The organism is Bacillus sp. FSL M8-0025 (genome assembly GCF_037975475.1).
Classification (GTDB): domain Bacteria; phylum Bacillota; class Bacilli; order Bacillales; family Bacillaceae; genus Bacillus; species Bacillus subtilis.
This window is the reverse complement of sequence record NZ_CP150258.1, coordinates 1,209,682-1,226,185: the sequence shown is the minus strand read 5'-3', so window position 1 is coordinate 1,226,185 and position 16,504 is coordinate 1,209,682. Positions and strand designations below refer to the sequence as shown.

Annotated in this window: 21 protein-coding genes, 1 tRNA gene, 1 pseudogene and 1 riboswitch; of the genes and pseudogenes, 15 read left to right on the top strand and 8 right to left on the bottom strand. The window is 42.9% G+C overall.

Translation table 11 applies throughout. The annotated features are described in order from the left end of the window. Positions 1-11 precede the first annotated feature (11 nt). The 4 genes and pseudogenes from MKX38_RS06380 (at position 12) to MKX38_RS06365 (ending at position 2,892) form a co-directional block, all read left to right on the top strand. Positions 12-1,790 (top strand): T7SS effector LXG polymorphic toxin, encoded by a 1,779-nt coding sequence (locus MKX38_RS06380; protein WP_339188989.1) that lies wholly within the window; start codon positions 12-14, stop codon positions 1,788-1,790. A gap of 11 nt (positions 1,791-1,801) precedes the next feature. Continuing rightward, positions 1,802-2,194, top strand: coding sequence for a hypothetical protein (locus tag MKX38_RS06375; RefSeq protein ID WP_003232847.1), 393 nt, complete (start codon positions 1,802-1,804; stop codon positions 2,192-2,194). A gap of 33 nt (positions 2,195-2,227) precedes the next feature. Continuing rightward, positions 2,228-2,536, top strand: a complete 309-nt coding sequence (locus MKX38_RS06370) for a hypothetical protein (protein WP_003232848.1) — start codon at positions 2,228-2,230, stop codon at positions 2,534-2,536. A gap of 54 nt (positions 2,537-2,590) precedes the next feature. After that, positions 2,591-2,892, top strand: a pseudogene (locus MKX38_RS06365) (contact-dependent growth inhibition system immunity protein). Between the two features lie 133 nt (positions 2,893-3,025). Here the strand turns inward: MKX38_RS06365 and MKX38_RS06360 are convergent. Continuing rightward, positions 3,026-3,098, bottom strand: a tRNA-Val gene (locus MKX38_RS06360). 172 nt (positions 3,099-3,270) lie between these two features. Between MKX38_RS06360 and MKX38_RS06355 the strand changes: the two genes are divergently transcribed. After that, positions 3,271-4,461, top strand: a complete 1,191-nt coding sequence (locus MKX38_RS06355) for a DUF819 family protein (RefSeq protein WP_339188985.1) — start codon at positions 3,271-3,273, stop codon at positions 4,459-4,461. Between the two features lie 69 nt (positions 4,462-4,530). After that, positions 4,531-5,076, top strand: coding sequence for a GNAT family protein (locus tag MKX38_RS06350; protein WP_015252328.1), 546 nt, complete (start codon positions 4,531-4,533; stop codon positions 5,074-5,076). Between the two features lie 32 nt (positions 5,077-5,108). Here MKX38_RS06350 and metC read toward each other — a convergent pair whose 3' ends face one another. Further along, entirely contained in the window at positions 5,109-6,281 is a 1,173-nt protein-coding gene (gene metC / locus MKX38_RS06345) for a cystathionine beta-lyase (protein WP_339188982.1), read from the bottom strand. After that, a complete protein-coding gene (gene metI, locus MKX38_RS06340) occupies positions 6,274-7,395 on the bottom strand; it encodes a cystathionine gamma-synthase/O-acetylhomoserine thiolyase (protein ID WP_339189394.1) in 1,122 nt (373 codons plus the stop codon). The genes metC and metI overlap by 8 nt, the downstream gene beginning before the upstream one ends. A gap of 67 nt (positions 7,396-7,462) precedes the next feature. Further along, positions 7,463-7,583, bottom strand: a riboswitch (SAM riboswitch). A 167-nt stretch (positions 7,584-7,750) separates the two neighbouring features. Between metI and MKX38_RS06335 the strand changes: the two genes are divergently transcribed. Genes MKX38_RS06335 through MKX38_RS06325 form a run of 3 tightly spaced genes read left to right on the top strand, consistent with a single transcriptional unit; the run spans position 7,751 to position 9,451 of the window. Beyond that, positions 7,751-8,473 (top strand): esterase family protein, encoded by a 723-nt coding sequence (locus tag MKX38_RS06335; protein WP_003245358.1) that lies wholly within the window; start codon positions 7,751-7,753, stop codon positions 8,471-8,473. Between the two features lie 36 nt (positions 8,474-8,509). Next, the gene (locus tag MKX38_RS06330; RefSeq protein WP_003232861.1) at positions 8,510-9,025 is read left to right on the top strand and encodes a YjcG family protein; all 516 of its coding nucleotides are present in this window, start codon (positions 8,510-8,512) and stop codon (positions 9,023-9,025) included. 3 nt (positions 9,026-9,028) lie between these two features. After that, positions 9,029-9,451: a GNAT family N-acetyltransferase gene (locus tag MKX38_RS06325; RefSeq protein ID WP_003245407.1), complete on the top strand. Its 423-nt coding sequence runs from the start codon at positions 9,029-9,031 to the stop codon at positions 9,449-9,451. A gap of 72 nt (positions 9,452-9,523) precedes the next feature. Here MKX38_RS06325 and MKX38_RS06320 read toward each other — a convergent pair whose 3' ends face one another. Further along, positions 9,524-9,778, bottom strand: a complete 255-nt coding sequence (locus MKX38_RS06320) for a hypothetical protein (RefSeq protein WP_003232866.1) — start codon at positions 9,776-9,778, stop codon at positions 9,524-9,526. 116 nt (positions 9,779-9,894) lie between these two features. Between MKX38_RS06320 and MKX38_RS06315 the strand changes: the two genes are divergently transcribed. Next, a complete protein-coding gene (locus tag MKX38_RS06315) occupies positions 9,895-12,174 on the top strand; it encodes an ATP-dependent helicase (protein WP_198878868.1) in 2,280 nt (759 codons plus the stop codon). A gap of 73 nt (positions 12,175-12,247) precedes the next feature. On the opposite strand, the gene spoVIF is transcribed toward MKX38_RS06315, so the two are convergent. The 4 genes from spoVIF to yjcA all read right to left on the bottom strand — a co-directional run bounded on the left by spoVIF (position 12,248) and on the right by yjcA (position 13,705). After that, positions 12,248-12,502, bottom strand: coding sequence for a sporulation-specific transcription regulator SopVIF (gene spoVIF / locus MKX38_RS06310; protein WP_003232870.1), 255 nt, complete (start codon positions 12,500-12,502; stop codon positions 12,248-12,250). A 132-nt stretch (positions 12,503-12,634) separates the two neighbouring features. Further along, entirely contained in the window at positions 12,635-12,781 is a 147-nt protein-coding gene (gene yjcZ / locus MKX38_RS06305) for a sporulation protein YjcZ (RefSeq protein ID WP_015252337.1), read from the bottom strand. 81 nt (positions 12,782-12,862) lie between these two features. Next, positions 12,863-13,069: a hypothetical protein gene (locus MKX38_RS06300; protein WP_017695696.1), complete on the bottom strand. Its 207-nt coding sequence runs from the start codon at positions 13,067-13,069 to the stop codon at positions 12,863-12,865. Positions 13,070-13,348: 279 nt separating this feature from the next. Next, positions 13,349-13,705: a sporulation protein YjcA gene (yjcA, locus tag MKX38_RS06295; protein ID WP_268273032.1), complete on the bottom strand. Its 357-nt coding sequence runs from the start codon at positions 13,703-13,705 to the stop codon at positions 13,349-13,351. Between the two features lie 159 nt (positions 13,706-13,864). Here yjcA and cotV point away from each other — a divergent pair, with 159 nt between their 5' ends. From cotV to cotZ, 5 genes are all read left to right on the top strand, one after another. Beyond that, positions 13,865-14,251: a spore coat protein CotV gene (gene cotV / locus MKX38_RS06290; protein WP_029317623.1), complete on the top strand. Its 387-nt coding sequence runs from the start codon at positions 13,865-13,867 to the stop codon at positions 14,249-14,251. A 41-nt stretch (positions 14,252-14,292) separates the two neighbouring features. Beyond that, positions 14,293-14,616 carry a spore coat protein CotW gene (gene cotW / locus MKX38_RS06285; RefSeq protein ID WP_029317622.1) on the top strand — a complete coding sequence of 108 codons (324 nt, stop codon included), beginning with the start codon at positions 14,293-14,295 and terminating at the stop codon, positions 14,614-14,616. Positions 14,617-14,709: 93 nt separating this feature from the next. After that, positions 14,710-15,225, top strand: coding sequence for a spore coat protein CotX (cotX, locus tag MKX38_RS06280; protein WP_029317621.1), 516 nt, complete (start codon positions 14,710-14,712; stop codon positions 15,223-15,225). 151 nt (positions 15,226-15,376) lie between these two features. After that, positions 15,377-15,865 (top strand): spore coat protein CotY, encoded by a 489-nt coding sequence (gene cotY / locus MKX38_RS06275; RefSeq protein ID WP_014479465.1) that lies wholly within the window; start codon positions 15,377-15,379, stop codon positions 15,863-15,865. Positions 15,866-15,992: 127 nt separating this feature from the next. Beyond that, complete coding sequence (gene cotZ / locus MKX38_RS06270) at positions 15,993-16,442, top strand: spore coat protein CotZ (RefSeq protein WP_014479464.1); 450 nt, start codon at positions 15,993-15,995, stop codon at positions 16,440-16,442. The last annotated feature ends 62 nt before the right edge of the window (positions 16,443-16,504 follow it).

Genomic DNA, 16,504 nt, shown 5'->3' with positions numbered 1-16,504 from the left:
AGGATATGAACATGAAAGTATTTGAAGCTAAAACGTTGCTTTCTGAAGCAGATAAACGTGCAAAAGAATACAAGGAATTAAGAAGTCAGATGGTCAATCTAAAAAAAGCCTTCAAATCTGTAGCTGATTTAGATGACAGTGAGTTTTCCGGCAAAGGCGCCGACAACATTAAAGCATTTTATCAAGACCATGCAGGTGTAGCTGACAATTGGATTGACTTACTTGATATGAAAATTGCTTTCTTGACAAGCATTTCAGGCACTTTAGAGGACGCTAGCTTGTCTGACGCATACATAGAAGAATCCTTCTTAGAACATGAATTGGCTAACGCCTACACAAAATCAAAATCTATTATGTCTGAACAAAAGAAAGCCATAAAAGATATCTTAAATGATATCGACGATATCCTTCCGCTTGATCTATTTTCAACTGAGGACTTTAAAGACGAACTCGCCGATGCGGAGGACAAACGCAAAAAAACAGTCGATAAACTAGGCAGCGTGGACGAAGCACTTGTTACTGAATATGCCCAATCAGAGCCAAACGAGCAATTCATCAAGAAGGACTTTCAAAAGCTTGAGGAATCCACTGGCAAGGGTAAGAATGCTACACCCATCCATTACAATGCCAAGGCGTACCGTGACAGTGACATACATAAGAAAAAAGGCGATATTGAGAAACAAACTGAAGCTTATTTGAAGATCAAGAAAGACGAAGCGAAAGAACGAGAAATCAAAGAGCTAAAGAAGAAACTAGCTGACAGAGTTACGGACCCGGATGAATACTTAGAAATTGCCAAGAAAGTCGGCTATGAGAACCTTACCCCTGAACAGCTTGAATTTGTTTCATTTCTTGAACAGCGTAAAGCTTTCATGGATAACGGAAAAGAAGTGTTGCAAATCATAGGTGATGGCGCCAAGGGTGCGATTGTTGGTATATACGATCTTGCCAAGGATACCGGTGAAGGAGCCATTCAATTCGGATGGAATATCGGTTGGACAATTGACAACTTAAACAAGGAGCCTCAAAAAGTGCTGGATACCGTTTTGGAATACGACTATCAAGCTGCCTTTCAAAGTATGGTTGACACATTGAAGGATAATTGGGATAAAAAAATGATTCACGGGGATGCATATACACGGATGCACTATGTTACTTATTTGGGCGGAAGTCTTCTGTTATTGAAAGGTGGAAAGTCATCTGTCTCAACAGGCTCGAAGGATCTTGCTAAAGTTGGGAAAGCAGCTAGTGAAAAGATTAAGAATGGCAATCCATCTGTCAAACCTTATGTTAATCGATATACTCCTGCATTAGAAGGGATTCTACAAGACGCCGGGAATACTATTAACGTTAAAAATACGCCGCTCCTAAAAAGAATAGCCGATTCCACTAAAGATAGTGTATTCTTTAAATCAATCAATGGTAAGTCATCAAACAACAAGACAGTTAAAAAAGGCCTTTCCAAAAAATCAAGAGAAGTCGCGCTTCCAAAGGTAGATACATATGAACAAGCTAGAAATGAGGCGCTAAATCTAATTGGTGATTTAGGAATAGATTCAAAACCTTTTATAGGTACTTTATCTAAAAGCGCAGGCTTTGGTAAAGTTACTGGCCGAATGTCTGGAGATAATAAAGTCCTTTGGAGATTAGATTATGACCCCGAAAAGGGACCTCATATAAATGTTGAGGATTATAGAAATGGAAAAGGAGATAAGGCAAAGAAATATTATATACCTTTTAACGGAAACGAAGATACTTATAAATCCCTTTTAAAACATTTAAATAAATAGGAAGTGTTAATATGACTTTATACGAAGAATGTCTAGAAGCTCTTGGAGATAACAAAGAAGTCCTCACTATTTCTGAGACACGCAAATATCATGAACAACTTGGCGAAAGCTTCCCCTTCACATCATGGGGAAGAATTAAATGGGATGAAGTAACTACTCACAGATCTATTGATTATGCTGAAGATATCGACGAATGGTTAATTGAGAATAAAATAGATGACAAAAATGTTATTCTCCTCTGGGCTTATGGTGATTATCCAGCTGTAAAAACCAGCTTAGACAACGCTTTAAACGTAATTGATGATGTAACTGCTGTAGGTTCAGATACTTTCATGTTCAGCGAATCTGGTTATGTTATTGAATTTTTCCATGATGGAGATGTAACAATAGGAAAAGCAAGCTGAAAATAATAGCCCTTCTTAGTTAAGAGGACCAATATGAACTTAGAGAAAAAAATGGAAGCTATATTAATTAAAAGAAAAGAACTTAATCTTAATGATGACTATGAAATTCAAAAGAGTTGGGATGAAATAATTGAAGTACTCTCAGAAAATGAGGAAAATTCAATTAGCTATCTAGAAAATTGTAATAAAGAAGATTTATATTGGATCAGTGAAGTATTTGAAGATTTAGCTGAAAGTTTGCAAAGTAAAGAACTTATTAATTGTTTAAGAAAATTAGATGAAAAGTACCCTGATTTAGAAATGACAAATGATATTGATATAGCAGAAAGTTATATAGAATAAGATACGTACCATCTCTCAGATTTAAAGTTACCAGTTTCTTGGTGGTGATAAGTAATGATAGAAATCGAAGTTTCTGATTCTGTATTTGGATTCCTTGGCGGTTATTTTCATCAGGATATTGATTCTCCAGAATCAGCACTGGACGAATACTAGAAGAGATTCCAAAAGAAGAGCAAGAAACTGATATAGTTGCATTGAAAGATTTTATTAACAGCGATTATTCGGATGAAGAAAAGAATGATTTTATCGATGAAGCTGCTGACGGAGTGGACGTTCTTAGTTACGGCGTATCTCCAATCATATGGCTCGAACAAGTTATTCAAAAAATCGAAAAGAATATTGAAACTTTAACCTAGCATAGAAACAGAGCTGATTTTGAATTCACTTCAAAATCAGCTTAAAAAAACTTCCGTCCCCAACTCGATGAATGATGACAAAATCAATAAATAGGCAAAATAAAAAACCCTTGCTACGCAAGGGTTTAAGCTATGATTCCGACTGGGCTCGAACCAGCGACCTCTACCCTGTCAAGGTAGCGCTCTCCCAGCTGAGCTACGGAATCATGATATGTATGTGTTGCTGGGTATGTTGTTGTCTTTCTGACAAGTTCTATTATATAACCTTCCCTTCTATTCGTCAACTGCTTTTTTAGAAAAACTTTTTTTGAACTTGCTGTTCCGTTCCCCGGCTATTATAATATGTCTTAATTTTCTAACAATAGAGGTGATGGGGTTTTGCATTCTTTGATTTCTTCTGATGATGCATGGGTATTGTGGGGGTTTATTGCGGTGTGGGCGGCAGTGAGTATCGGGCTGGAGCAGCGCTTTAAGTGGGCTTCTGCTGTGTCGGGCGCTATTATCGCCCTTGCAGGTGCTATGGTGTTTACAAATGTAGGAGTGCTTCCTGTTGAGTCGCCCGTGTATGACACTGTGTGGTCTTATGTGGTACCGCTGGCGATACCACTTTTATTGTTTCAGATCAATGTTAGGCAAATTTTTAAGGAAAGCAGGCGTTTGCTGTTTATTTTTCTGATTAGCTCCGCTGGCACTGTCCTTGGGAGCATTCTAGCTTTTTTTCTTCTCAAACAGCATATTCCTTATCTCGATAAAATCGGCGGGATGATCAGCGCCTCTTATATCGGCGGCGGGGTCAACTTTGCGGCGATGGCGGCAAAATTTGAGACGCCTGGTGAATATGTGTCGGCTACCGTTGTGGCTAATAATTTTATGATGGCGCTTTTGTTTTTTATTTTAATCAGCATTCCTGCACTCAAATGGTTTCAGCGGCATTATGCCATGCCGTTTGAAGAGAAGGTAAAAGCCGATGAAAACAGCGGAAACAGTGCTGAAAGCTATTGGAAACGGAAGGATATTTCCTTAAAGGATATCGCTTTTAATGCCGGTGCCGCTTTCGCGCTTGTTGCGGTTAGTATGAAGGTTTCCGGTTATTTTAAAAGCATTTTTTCTCATCCCCTGCTGACCGGTACGCTTGGCGATCAGTACCTGGTGCTTACGTCTTTAACTGTTCTTATCATTTTTCTTTTCCCGCGTTTTTTTGAAAGGCTCAATGGATCTCAGGAACTTGGAACCTTTTTGATTTATTTGTTTTTTGTGGTGATCGGCATTCCTGCAGATCTCCGCTTAATCGTCACGAATGCGCCTCTTATTCTATTATTCGTGTTTATCATTGCGATCAGCAATTTAGCAGTTTCCTTAGCTGCCGGAAAATTGTTCCGCGTGCGGCTTGAAGAAATTCTGCTCGCCGTCAACGCTACTGTCGGGGGACCGACGACTGCGGCTGCGATGGCAATTGCCAAGGGATGGCGGGAGCTTGTCGCCCCGATCATGCTTGTCGGTACGCTCGGCTACTTAATCGGCAACTATGTTGGCACTTTTATTGGAAATTGGTTTTCTTCCTTCTTATAAAAAGGATATTTGCATTTCCCTGAGAATAATGTAAGAGGAATGCTGACATGAGAACGGAGAGATCACTGTATGTTAAAAGGAAAAACCATTTATGTTAGACCTTTAGAAGGAAAGGATGCCGAAGAAAATTTGCGGCTGCAAAGCGAAAATCGGGATTTTTTCGAACAGTTTTCTATGATACGCGCAGACGATTACTATACGGTTGAGGGGCAAAGAAAACGAATAACCGAGTATCAGGAAAGACTTGAGAAAGATGAAGAATATCATTTTGGCATCTTTACAGCGTCAGACGATAGATTAATCGGGACGGTTTCGCTCTTTCAAATCATCCGTGGCGCGCTGCAAACTGCGTTCATCGGGTATTTTTTAGACAAAGCCCATAATGGAAAGGGCATTATGACAGAGGCAGTCAGATTGGTTGTTGATTATGCGTTCCACGAATTGAAACTGCATCGGATTGAAGCCGGTGTGATGCCCCGTAATCTCGGGTCCATGCGTGTTTTAGAAAAAGCGGGATTTCATAAAGAAGGCATCGCCCGAAAAAATGTAAAAATTAATGGCGTTTGGGAGGATCATCAAGTCCTCGCGATTCTGAATCCTGATGACGAACAATAATAAAAGAAGCCGGGCCATCCCCGGCTTCTTTTTTAACGAACCGCAACTGGAGCAATTTCTTTCATCGCTTGTTCGAAATCGTGTTCTAAATCGTCTGCATGTTCGACGCCCACACTCAGACGGAGCAGGCCATCAGTGATACCGCGTTTTTCACGCTCTTCCTTAGGCATTGCCGCGTGAGACATCGTTGCCGGATAGGACAAAATCGATTCCACGGCGCCAAGGCTGACAGCGAAGACTGGAAGTGACACATTCTCGACTAACTTCTTAACGGCCTCTTTGCTTTCAAGCTCAAAAGATAGCACGGCGCCCGCTCCCGTTGACTGGCTTTTATGGGTTTCAGCGCCGGGATGATCAGCCAGTCCCGGATAATACACGCGCTTGACCGCCGGGTGCTTCTGGAAAAATTCCGCAAGCCGCTGCGCTGTTTGGCTCGCTTTTTCTAAACGGACCTGCAACGTTTTTAAGCCGCGCAGCACGAGCCAGCAATCTTGCACGCCAAGGACGGCGCCGAACGCGTTTTGCAGCTTATACAGCTGCTTCCCAAGCTCTTCATCTTTGACAGCAGCTAAACCTGAGAGCACATCGCTGTGTCCGCTTAAGAATTTTGTCGCGCTGTGAAGTACAATATCCACGCCGAGATCAAGCGGACGCTGCAGTGCCGGTGTCATGAATGTATTGTCCAGAAAGGTCAGACAGCCGTTTTCTTTTGCAAGCTGAACAATCGCTTTAATATCTGTAATCCCAAGTGTCGGATTTGATGGCGTCTCCATATAAATGACCTTTGTGTTCGGCTTGATGCTCCGCGCCACTTCATTACGATCCGTCATGTCCACAAACGTATGCTCAATGCCAAACCGGGTCAGCACCTCTGTCACCATACGGAAGGTTCCGCCGTATACATCTTCGGTCACAAGAACGTGATCACCCTGTGACAGCAGTAAAAATGCTGTTGAGATAGCAGCCATGCCTGAACTGAAAGCAAATCCTCTTGTTCCGCCTTCCAATGCGGCAATTGTTTCTTCGAGAGCTGTTCTTGTCGGCGTGCCAGAGCGGCTGTAATCATATGCCCCGAACTCTTCAAATGAAGGTTGGTGAAAAGTCGAGGCGTGCTGAATCGGTACACTGACCGCCCCGGTTCCGCCGTCTGTTTTAAATGGATTGTGCACGAGCTGGGTTTCCAGCGTCCAATTGTGTTTACTCAAATGAAACAGCTCCCTCTTTGACCTGAAATAATGCCTGTTTTAGATCCTCTTTTAAATCTTCCGCATGTTCAATACCGACAGAAAAGCGCAGCAACCGATTGCACACCCCGTTTGCGATTCGGATCTCTTCAGGAATATCCATGTGCGTCTGGGTCGCAGGGTATGTAATAAAGCTTTCCACCCCGCCGAGGCTTTCTGCAAAACAAATGGTCTTCAGTGCTTTTAAAAACGGATTGACCCATTCTTCTTTTTGCAGACGGAAGGACAGCATGCCGCCTTTTCCGGGATACAGCACATCCGAAATTTCTTCCTGCTCTTCTAAAAAAGCCGCAAGCTCCTGCGCGTTTGCCTGATGCTGACGCATTCTAAGGCTCAGCGTCTTCATTCCTCTCATCAGAAGCCACGAATCAAATGGCGGCAGGACGGCGCCGATCGCATTTTGATGCTGAAACATTTCCTCTCCGAGCTGCTCATCCTTCACCACGACAAGTCCAGCAAGCAGATCGTTATGCCCGCCTAAATACTTGGTTGCGCTGTGAATGACAATGTCAGCTCCCAGCTCTAGCGGCCTCTGCAAGACCGGTGTATAAAATGTATTATCTACGATCAGCAGAAGACCGTGCTCCTTTGTCATCCGGGCAATATGTTCAATGTCCGCCTCCTGCATGAGGGGGTTTGTCGGCGTTTCCACAAACACCGCTTTTGTATTCGGCGTAATCTTAGAGCGTAAACAGTCCTCATCGCTGAAATCATCATAATGAAAAGTCAATCCGTATTTTTTCCATTCATTTTCAAATAAACGGTACGTGCCGCCATATAGGTCCGATGAAACGATCAGTTCATCTCCGCTTTTAAACAGCGCCATAATCGTTTGGATAGCAGCCATTCCCGAACTAAAAGCAAGCCCTCTCGCGCCGTTTTCTAAGTTAGCGATGGCGTCCTCAACAAGCTGGCGTGTCGGATTTTTTGTGCGGACATAATCAAATCCGGTAGATTCTCCGATCCCTCTGTGGCGGTATGCTGTTGATAAATAGATAGGAGCACTCACTGTTCCCGTGACTTCATCGCTACGGTTCCCAATTTGAGCTAATTTCGTTTCAACGTGCTGTGACATATAGCTGACACCTTCCCTTTTCAAAATAAAAACCCCTTCTTCATAAGAAGAAGGGGTTTAACGCTTCTTCTTATCTTCCAAGCATAAAAAACGCTTGCTGGATTTAGCACCTTGGCGCTTTGCACATGCAAAACAAGCCGGTTGCTGAGGTTTCTAAGGGCCAGTCCCTCCACCTCTCACGATAAGAAATATCGATTTAAATTTTCTGATTGTTTTATATTAGCGCAATTCACAGTTTATTTCAACACTTTTTTCTTCGTGTGCCGAACCGTTTAAAGAGAGAAATTTCTAATAATTCATGGTACAATAATTGAAAATGCAAGAAAGTATAGTGATGTCCTGGAGGAATGTTTTTATGGCACCGAAAAACGGCACAGTGCAAGAAAAGAAATTCTTTTCAAAAGAGCTTAACGAGGAAATGACCTTGCTTGTTTATCTGCCGTCCAACTACTCCCCGCTTTATAAATACCATGTCATTATCGCGCAGGACGGCCACGATTATTTCAGGCTGGGGAGAATCGGCAGACAGGTTGAGGAATTGCTGTCGAAACGCGAAATAGACCGGAGCATTATTATCGGTGTTCCTTATAAGGATGTAAAAGAGCGCAGAAACACCTATCATCCGGAGGGTTCAAAATTTTCGGCTTATAAACGGTTCATCGCCCATGAGCTCGTTCCTTTTGCAGATGATGAGTATCCAACCTATCAGATCGGTTACGGCCGAACGCTGATCGGTGATTCGCTCGGAGCAACCGTGTCACTTATGACAGCACTTGATTATCCGAATATGTTTGGCAACATCATCATGCAGTCTCCCTATGTTGACAAACACGTACTAGAAGCCGTAAAACAGTCAGACGATATCAAACACCTCTCTATTTATCACCAAATCGGAACAAAAGAAACTGACGTCCACACGACAGACGGGAACATTCTGGACTTTACAGAACCGAACCGGGAGCTGAAACAGCTGCTGGAGAAAAAGCTTTCCGATTATGATTTCGAGCCATTTGACGGAGACCACAAATGGACATACTGGCAGCCGCTCATCACCCCGGCGCTGAAAAAAATGCTTTAACACTCTATCATACTTTATTTCCAGGAGGGACATAATATGAAATACGGAATCGTTTTATTTCCATCAAAAAAGCTCCAAGACCTTGCAAACTCTTACAGAAAGCGCTATGACCCAAGCTACTCTCTAATCCCGCCTCATTTGACGCTGAGAGCATCCTTTGAATGCGCGGAGGAGAAAGCGGATCAGCTCGTATCACATTTAAGAAACATCGCAAAAGAGTCCCACCCACTCGTTCTCAAAATGACAAAATACAGCTCATTTGCGCCTGTCAATAATGTCATTTACATCAAAGCAGAACCGACGGAAGAGTTAAAAACACTCAATGAAAAGCTATACACCGGTGTGTTGGCAGGAGAACAGGAATATAATTTCGTTCCGCATGTGACGGTCGGCCAAAATCTTTCCGACGATGAGCATTCAGATGTGCTGGGACAATTAAAAATGCAGGAAGTGTCGCATGAAGAAATCGTTGACCGTTTCCACTTGCTTTACCAGTTGGAAAACGGATCGTGGACAGTATATGAAACCTTCTTGCTAGGCAGAGGAGAATAATGTTTGAAAGCAGTTATCGCAAAAAATGAAGAACAACTGAAAGATGCATTCTATGTAAGAGAAGAAGTCTTTGTCAAAGAACAAAACGTGCCTGCTGAAGAAGAAATTGACGAACTTGAAAATGAGTCAGAGCATATCGTCGTGTATGACGGTGAAAAGCCTGTCGGTGCCGGAAGATGGCGTATGAAGGACGGCTACGGCAAGTTAGAGCGGATTTGCGTACTGAAAAGCCACCGTTCAGCCGGTGTCGGCGGCATCATTATGAAAGCGCTCGAAAAAGCCGCGGCAGACGGAGGCGCTTCCGGTTTCATTTTAAACGCGCAAACACAGGCTGTGCCGTTTTACAAGAAACACGGGTATCGCGTGCTTTCTGAAAAAGAATTCCTCGATGCCGGCATCCCCCACTTACAAATGATGAAGGACTGAACGCATCCGGATCTTTTTGAGATCCGGATTTTTTCCGCATATAAAAAACCGTTCTCTCGTATGAACGGTTTTTTATACATATCGATTAATATATGTGCCCATTCCTTTTTCTCGCAATCTCTTATAAAGAGAGCGCTTACGTTTCATCTCGTTTACCTTTCTTTCAGCGGCCGTTTGATTCTCCTGCTGCTTTTCCAGTTCTTTGTATACCCGCTGAAACGGGACATAGCTGATTTTTTCGGTTCCGGCATAATCCTGCTTATGCCCAATCGTTCTATTAGCATATTGAGCGTATTGCTGGTTCTGAATTTGACCTGCATATATCATACAATACCCACCCCTCTGCTGTCTCTTTTCCCTTAAACTTACTTTTTGAAACACATTTCTTTTGATATGATAGTCATTGTCTGTAATGAACACCTTTTGATTGGGAGGACCCCTTTTTGAAATGCGCCCGACTGAATGATAGAATCATACATTTACATACATATTCGAGAGAACATTATCAATTCCTCTTTGAAGAGGGAATAAAAGGACATTTATTTTGTTCCCATTGCGGAAAGCCCGTTTTGTTACGGCTTAACATCGCCGATCCGCCAGAGTTTATCCATCGCCAGCCAGGCGATTTTCCGGCATGTGAGGAGGCGTGCGAACCGAAGCCCTCTAAAGAGGAAAAAAAAGAAGACGATCAGGAATCTGGTGTCATTCGTTTACCCAAGGGAAAAGCGATCGCCGCTGACCCGTCCCCAGCTGTTACGGAATGGCACCGTCCTAGAAGCATTAAACCAGGAACACCATTTGTGCCAAAAACAATAGAACCCGATACGAGCCTTTTTCCGTCTGTCGGTTTAAACACGGATCAGCTGAAAGCTGTCACGGAAACAGAGGGCCCGCTGCTCGTGCTTGCAGGTGCGGGGAGCGGAAAAACACGGGTGCTGACAGCCCGTGCCGCCCACATGATCGAACACTTAGGCATACCGCCTGAAAATATGCTGCTTGTCACCTTTACAACAAAAGCTGTCGCTGAAATGAAAGAGCGTATGGCCAACCAGTACGGATTACAGCCGGCAAAAGTCAGAAGACTTGTGACAGGAACATTCCACAGTCTGTTTTATAAGATCTTGTATCACTCTAATTCTGCTAAATGGAACGGTGAGCATCTGCTGAAAATGGAGTGGCAGCGGGAACAATATATCAAAAAAGCACTCTATGAAGAAGGCATCGATGAGAAAGAATTCCCAGTTGACCAAGCTCTGCAGCAGATCGGTTTTTGGAAAAACACTTATGTCCCAAATGAACGCATCCCTCTAAAAGATGAGTGGGAAAAACAAGTTTATCGTTTATATGAACATTATGAACGCCAGAAAAAAGAACACAGCCAATTTGATTTTGATGACATGGCTTCAGCCTGCTATGAATTGTTTATCGAGCGGCCTGACCTTCTGGAACAATATCAATCTCGGTTTACGTATATCTTAATTGATGAGTTTCAGGACATTAATCCGGTTCAATACAAAATCATGCAAATGCTCGCCAGTCCGGAGCAAAACCTGTGCTGTGTCGGAGACGATGACCAGTCCATCTACGCGTTTCGCGGAAGCAATCCGTCTTTCATTCTTGATTTTCAAAAGGATTATCCGGGAGCGAAGACGATCTATTTAACTGCGAACTACAGGTCTACGCACCCGATCGTCTCTAGTGCTGATATCGTTGTGAAAAAGAACAAAAACAGATATGCCAAAACGCTTGAAGCGGCCCGCGATGACATTCAGGCCCCTGTGCTGTTTTATCCTTATGATGAAGAGGAAGAAGCCACAATGGTCGTTTCCGATATCAAAGAAAAAATTCAAAATGGAGCCAGTCCAGAAGACTTTGCGGTTCTTTACCGCACAAACAGCGGAGGCCGTGCTATATATGAAAGGCTTCATCAATCGTCAATTCCGTATACAGCTGACCGCGGCGTCCAATCGTTTTACAGCAGACGGATCGTCCGCCAGATTCTCGCCTACTTGTATGCCAGCCAAAATGAGGATGACACCGAGGCGATTAAACATTTGCTTCCCGCCTTGTTTTTAAAACAGTCCGCTTTGAATACGCTGAAGGCGCTCTCGATCACAGAGGACTGTACCATGATCAAAGCGCTGGCCAAATTGCCTGATCTGAAGCCATTCCAGCTGGACAAAATCAAGAAAATCGCACCGTTTTTTGCAAGCCTCCGCACGATGAAGCCCGTAGAAGCCATCACCTTTGCAGAAGGAAAAATGGGCTTCTCCGAGTATTTAAAAAAGCGGGGCAATGAGGGCAACAAGCTGGAAAAAGGTTCCGATGACCTGCGCGACATCAAGGTTGTCGCCAAGAAGTTCAAAACGATTCCTGACTTTCTTGCCCACGTAGACCATATGAGGGCCGCTGAGAAAAACAGAACGGATGAACATGGCGTTCAGCTGATGACCATTCACCGGTCAAAAGGCCTTGAATTCAAAACAGTCTACGTGTTAGGCACTGTAGACGGCTCGATTCCGCACGATTTCTCATTAGAAACGGCAAGAAAAGGAGACGAGGCCGCTCTTGAGGAGGAAAGACGTCTTTTATATGTAGCCATGACCCGGGCGAAACAGCATTTATACTTGTCTTGCCCCGCTAACAGGCGCGGCAAAACAGCCAACCGCTCAAGATTTTTGTATCCCCTTCTACAAAAAGCAAGACAGCCCTTGCATCATTAACAGCCCGGCAGATTACTGCCGGGTTTTTACTGTAAAAAAAGGCCCGCTGCAGTGAGTCAGCCAGGCCATCCACTTATTTATTATCCATCATTTTAGAAATCGTGCCAAAATCAAGCTTTTCTTTTCCGCTTGTAATAGATTCCACAATTTTATCTTCTAATTCTTTTGGCACGCGTCTGTTTGCCATCTGCGCTACGCGGTTAATCACACTGCGCACTGTATTTTCATCTTTAAAATTAGCGTTTTGGAGTGATCCGGCAAGATTCATTACATCCTGCATCTTCACACCTGTTTTCTTTTCGATGTTCTTAAAAAATTGATTATCCATAATGCGCCTCCTTTTGGCGGAGTAATACGGTATTGTATGAATGCACATAATACAATGTGCTTTTCCAACATTTTTAAAAATAAACACAAGGCAAGGAAGCACGGGTTATAACCCGTACTTCCTCAATACATCTTAAAAGAAAGATGCACCTACGATGATGAGGAGAATGAATAATACGACCAACAAAACAAATGTTGAACCATAGCCGCCGCCGTAACCGCCAGCATAACCGCCATAACAGCCGCCGTAGCCGCCGCCGAATCCGTATCCAAAGCCCATAGATAAGCACCTCCTTTACTCTCTATACACTATGTGAGCTGCTTGGATCGGCTTGGATATTCGCATAGGGCGTTTGCGGATTTATGATTGATCATATTGAGCTTGATGTTTCTTAAGTAAGGCCTCCGTTTTTTCAGCCAGCTCTTCAATCTCATCTTCAAATTCCAGACCGGCTTTATCAAATGCATCCAAGTCTTTTCTGATGCGACCCATCGTGTCTTCATACTCTTTTTGCTTTTGTTCGTGTGGTTCATATCTTCCTTCTATCCATTTTTCAAACTCATTCACTTTTATCCCCCCGCTTATGATATATGCTGAGCGAGGCCGCTCCGTTAAAAAACAAAAAACCGGAGTTCTCCGGTTTCTTTGCCAGGCTATTGAGGCTTTTTCTTTTTATTTCCGCACCCGCAGCCTTTCTTTTTTATCTTTTTTGATTGATACGATGAATCTGTATATGGAGATTTTTGGGAAGGTTTATTATGTTGGTTCATTTTGTCCCCTTCCTTTCCTTATGTCATATATGCTACTTTATGCTGATACTAGTGAAAAGTTGCTGGTGGTAACGCCTCATTCTTGCAGCCATTTTGATACGAGCGTTTCTATGATGCCGGCAAGGCCGGCGATCGCCAAAAGTAAAATCAGCCACTGCGCCGCTTGCGGGATCAACGCTTGGCATAAAATCAAAAAGCCGGCGCACCACACGCCTGTGCACCAATAGCAGCTCAGCAATTCACCAATAAACGCCCTGACACCGGTTCCCTTAATCACGATATACGTTTCAATATTCCCGTCTGCATCCTTTTCCTCCTTCTCTTCATGAAACAGGCTGCGAAGCGGTGCCATAATCGTGTCAAACACCAGCAGGCGGGCGAGCCGAAAGACCGCAAGCGAAAGAAGAGCAATTGTCATCCCATTAATAACCACTTGTTCACTCCTTTGCCAATCATGATCCCTTCACATATATGCCAAAACCCTATTCTTCATGAATTGTATCTTGTCCGGCGCAAAATTGGTTATTTTTATTATTCCGCTCTGCACCCCATTTGCATTATATAGAGTATGGATAAGAAAGGAGTGAAGGTTATGTCATTTGAAGAAAAAGTTGAATCCCTGCACCCTGATATATTTGAGCAATTATCGAGCGAATTCGAACAGCAGATCGAAGTCATTGATTGCGAAAATATCACAATAGATACGTCACATATAACATCTGCCCTTTCTATACAAGCCTTAGTTACAACATTGATTATCCTGGCGACACAGCTCGTCATCGCCGACGAGGACTTGGCTGACTCTGTAGCTAGTGAAATCCTTATTCTCGACAGCTCCCAAATCAAAAAAAGAACCATCATTAAAATTATCAACAGCCGAAACATCAAGATTACTTTATCTGCCGACGAAATAATAACCTTTGTACAAATCTTGCTTCAGGTGTTAAACAGCATTCTCAATGAACTTGACGTCCTTTAACCCTTTCTTTTTCACAAACTTAAAAGTCGAGGTGAAAACAAATGTCAGATAACGATAAATTCAAAGAAGAGCTTGCAAAGCTTCCGGAAGCTGATCCAATGACGAAAATGCTGGTCCAAAATATATTTTCTAAACATGGCGTCACAAAAGACAAAATGAAAGAAGTATCAGACGAAGAAAAAGAAATGCTCTTGAATCTGGTAAAAGACTTGCAAGCTAAATCACAAGCTTTAATAGATAGCCAAAAGAAGAAAAAAGAAGAAACAGCCGTGCAAGAGCAAAAGAACGCAAAACCGCTAAGCCGCAGAGAGCAATTAATCGAACAGCTCAGACAAAGACGGCAAAACAATAACAATTCAAATTAATCATAAAAATAGGGCGCTTCATCAAGATATATGACTCAGTCAAAGTAAGAGGCTCGCTCATTTAATAACAGTAAAAGAAAAGGAGGAATAGATATGGAAAGCAGACCATACTCTTGGGTTGCACTTGATCCTGACTGCGACCATCCGTTAGACGAAAAAGAAAAAGATAAAAAAGAAGAAAGAAAATGTCATTGTGATGTTTGCTGTAATGGCAATGGTTTTTTTGGCAATGACAATGCCTTCATTGACCAAAATCTGGCTCAGGCAAATCTCAACAAACAAGTTTCCGATGAAACAATTATTATTAGAGACTCTTGTGACATCAACGTTTCATCTACAGACGTTCAAGCCGTAACATCAGTTTTAACAGCGCTTAATTCCGCTACCATAGTATTAACTCTCACATCCATTGCAGACGGCGTAATTGCCGAATTAGTCGCACAAGATTTATTGCAGATTGCAGCTAATAAACAAGTAAATCGCCAAAAACTTCTCATCGAATGCTCCCGCGGCGTAAATGTTACAACAGTAGATGCCGATATTGCAACAGTTGTCTCTACAGCAGTAAACCTCCTAGTCGCCGTCTTAACAATCACACTCGTTCTCTAGAACCTAAAAGCAGAGCTAAAAACGCTCTGCTTTTTCTTATTTTCCAAGCATATGATGAATATATAGACGTTCACCCACACCAAGTGGGGCACGGGTACATATGTTGTTAAGGACTAAAGTCAAATACCCTATAAAGAAGGAGCTGAAATCAATGAGCTGCGGAAAAACCCATGGCCGGCATGAGAACTGTGTATGCGATGCAGTGGAAAAGATTTTAGCAGAGCAGGAGGCAGTTGAGGAACAGTGTCCGACTGGCTGCTATACAAACCTTTTGAATCCGACAATTGCAGGTAAAGACACAATTCCGTTTCTCTTGTTTGATAAAAAAGGCGGATTGTTCTCCACATTCGGAAACGTGGGGGGATTTGTGGATGATATGCAATGCTTTGAATCCATTTTCTTCCGCGTTGAAAAATTATGCGATTGCTGCGCAACACTGTCTATTTTACGCCCTGTCGATGTTAAAGGCGATACCTTAAGTGTTTGCCACCCTTGTGACCCGGATTTCTTCGGGCTAGAAAAAACAGATTTCTGCATAGAAGTGGATCTCGGATGCTTCTGTGCGATTCAGTGCCTGTCACCAGAGCTAGTTGACAGAACATCGCCTCATAAAGATAAAAAGCATCATCACAATGGATAATCACTTGTAAAGAGGAATCCCCTTCCAAACTCTATTACAGGTGCAAATCATTCAGCTGCTTCCAGCGTGAGGCAGCTGACTCTCCATCATTTCGCCAGTCTCAAATTTATAAGGCAGGAGGGATAATATGAGCCAGAAAACATCAAGCTGCGTGCGTGAAGCTGTAGAAAATATTGAAGATCTGCAAAACGCTGTTGAAGAAGACTGCCCGACCGGCTGCCACTCTAAGCTTTTATCTGTAAGCCATTCGTTAGGCGACACAGTGCCTTTTGCAATATTTACATCAAAATCAACGCCATTAGTCGCCTTCGGAAATGTCGGCGAACTCGATAACGGCCCTTGCTTTAATACAGTATTTTTCAGGGTCGAAAGAGTGCATGGAAGCTGCGCAACACTGTCATTATTAATCGCATTTGACGAACACAAACACATTTTGGACTTCACCGATAAAGATACGGTGTGTGAAGTGTTCCGACTCGAAAAAACGAACTACTGTATTGAAGTTGACTTAGACTGCTTCTGCGCAATCAACTGCTTAAATCCTCGATTAATTAATCGTACACATCATCAGCATTAATCATAAGCTGGAAAAGCTTGCAAGCCTGCAGGCTTTTCTCTATGTAAAAAAGCTGTCCGGCA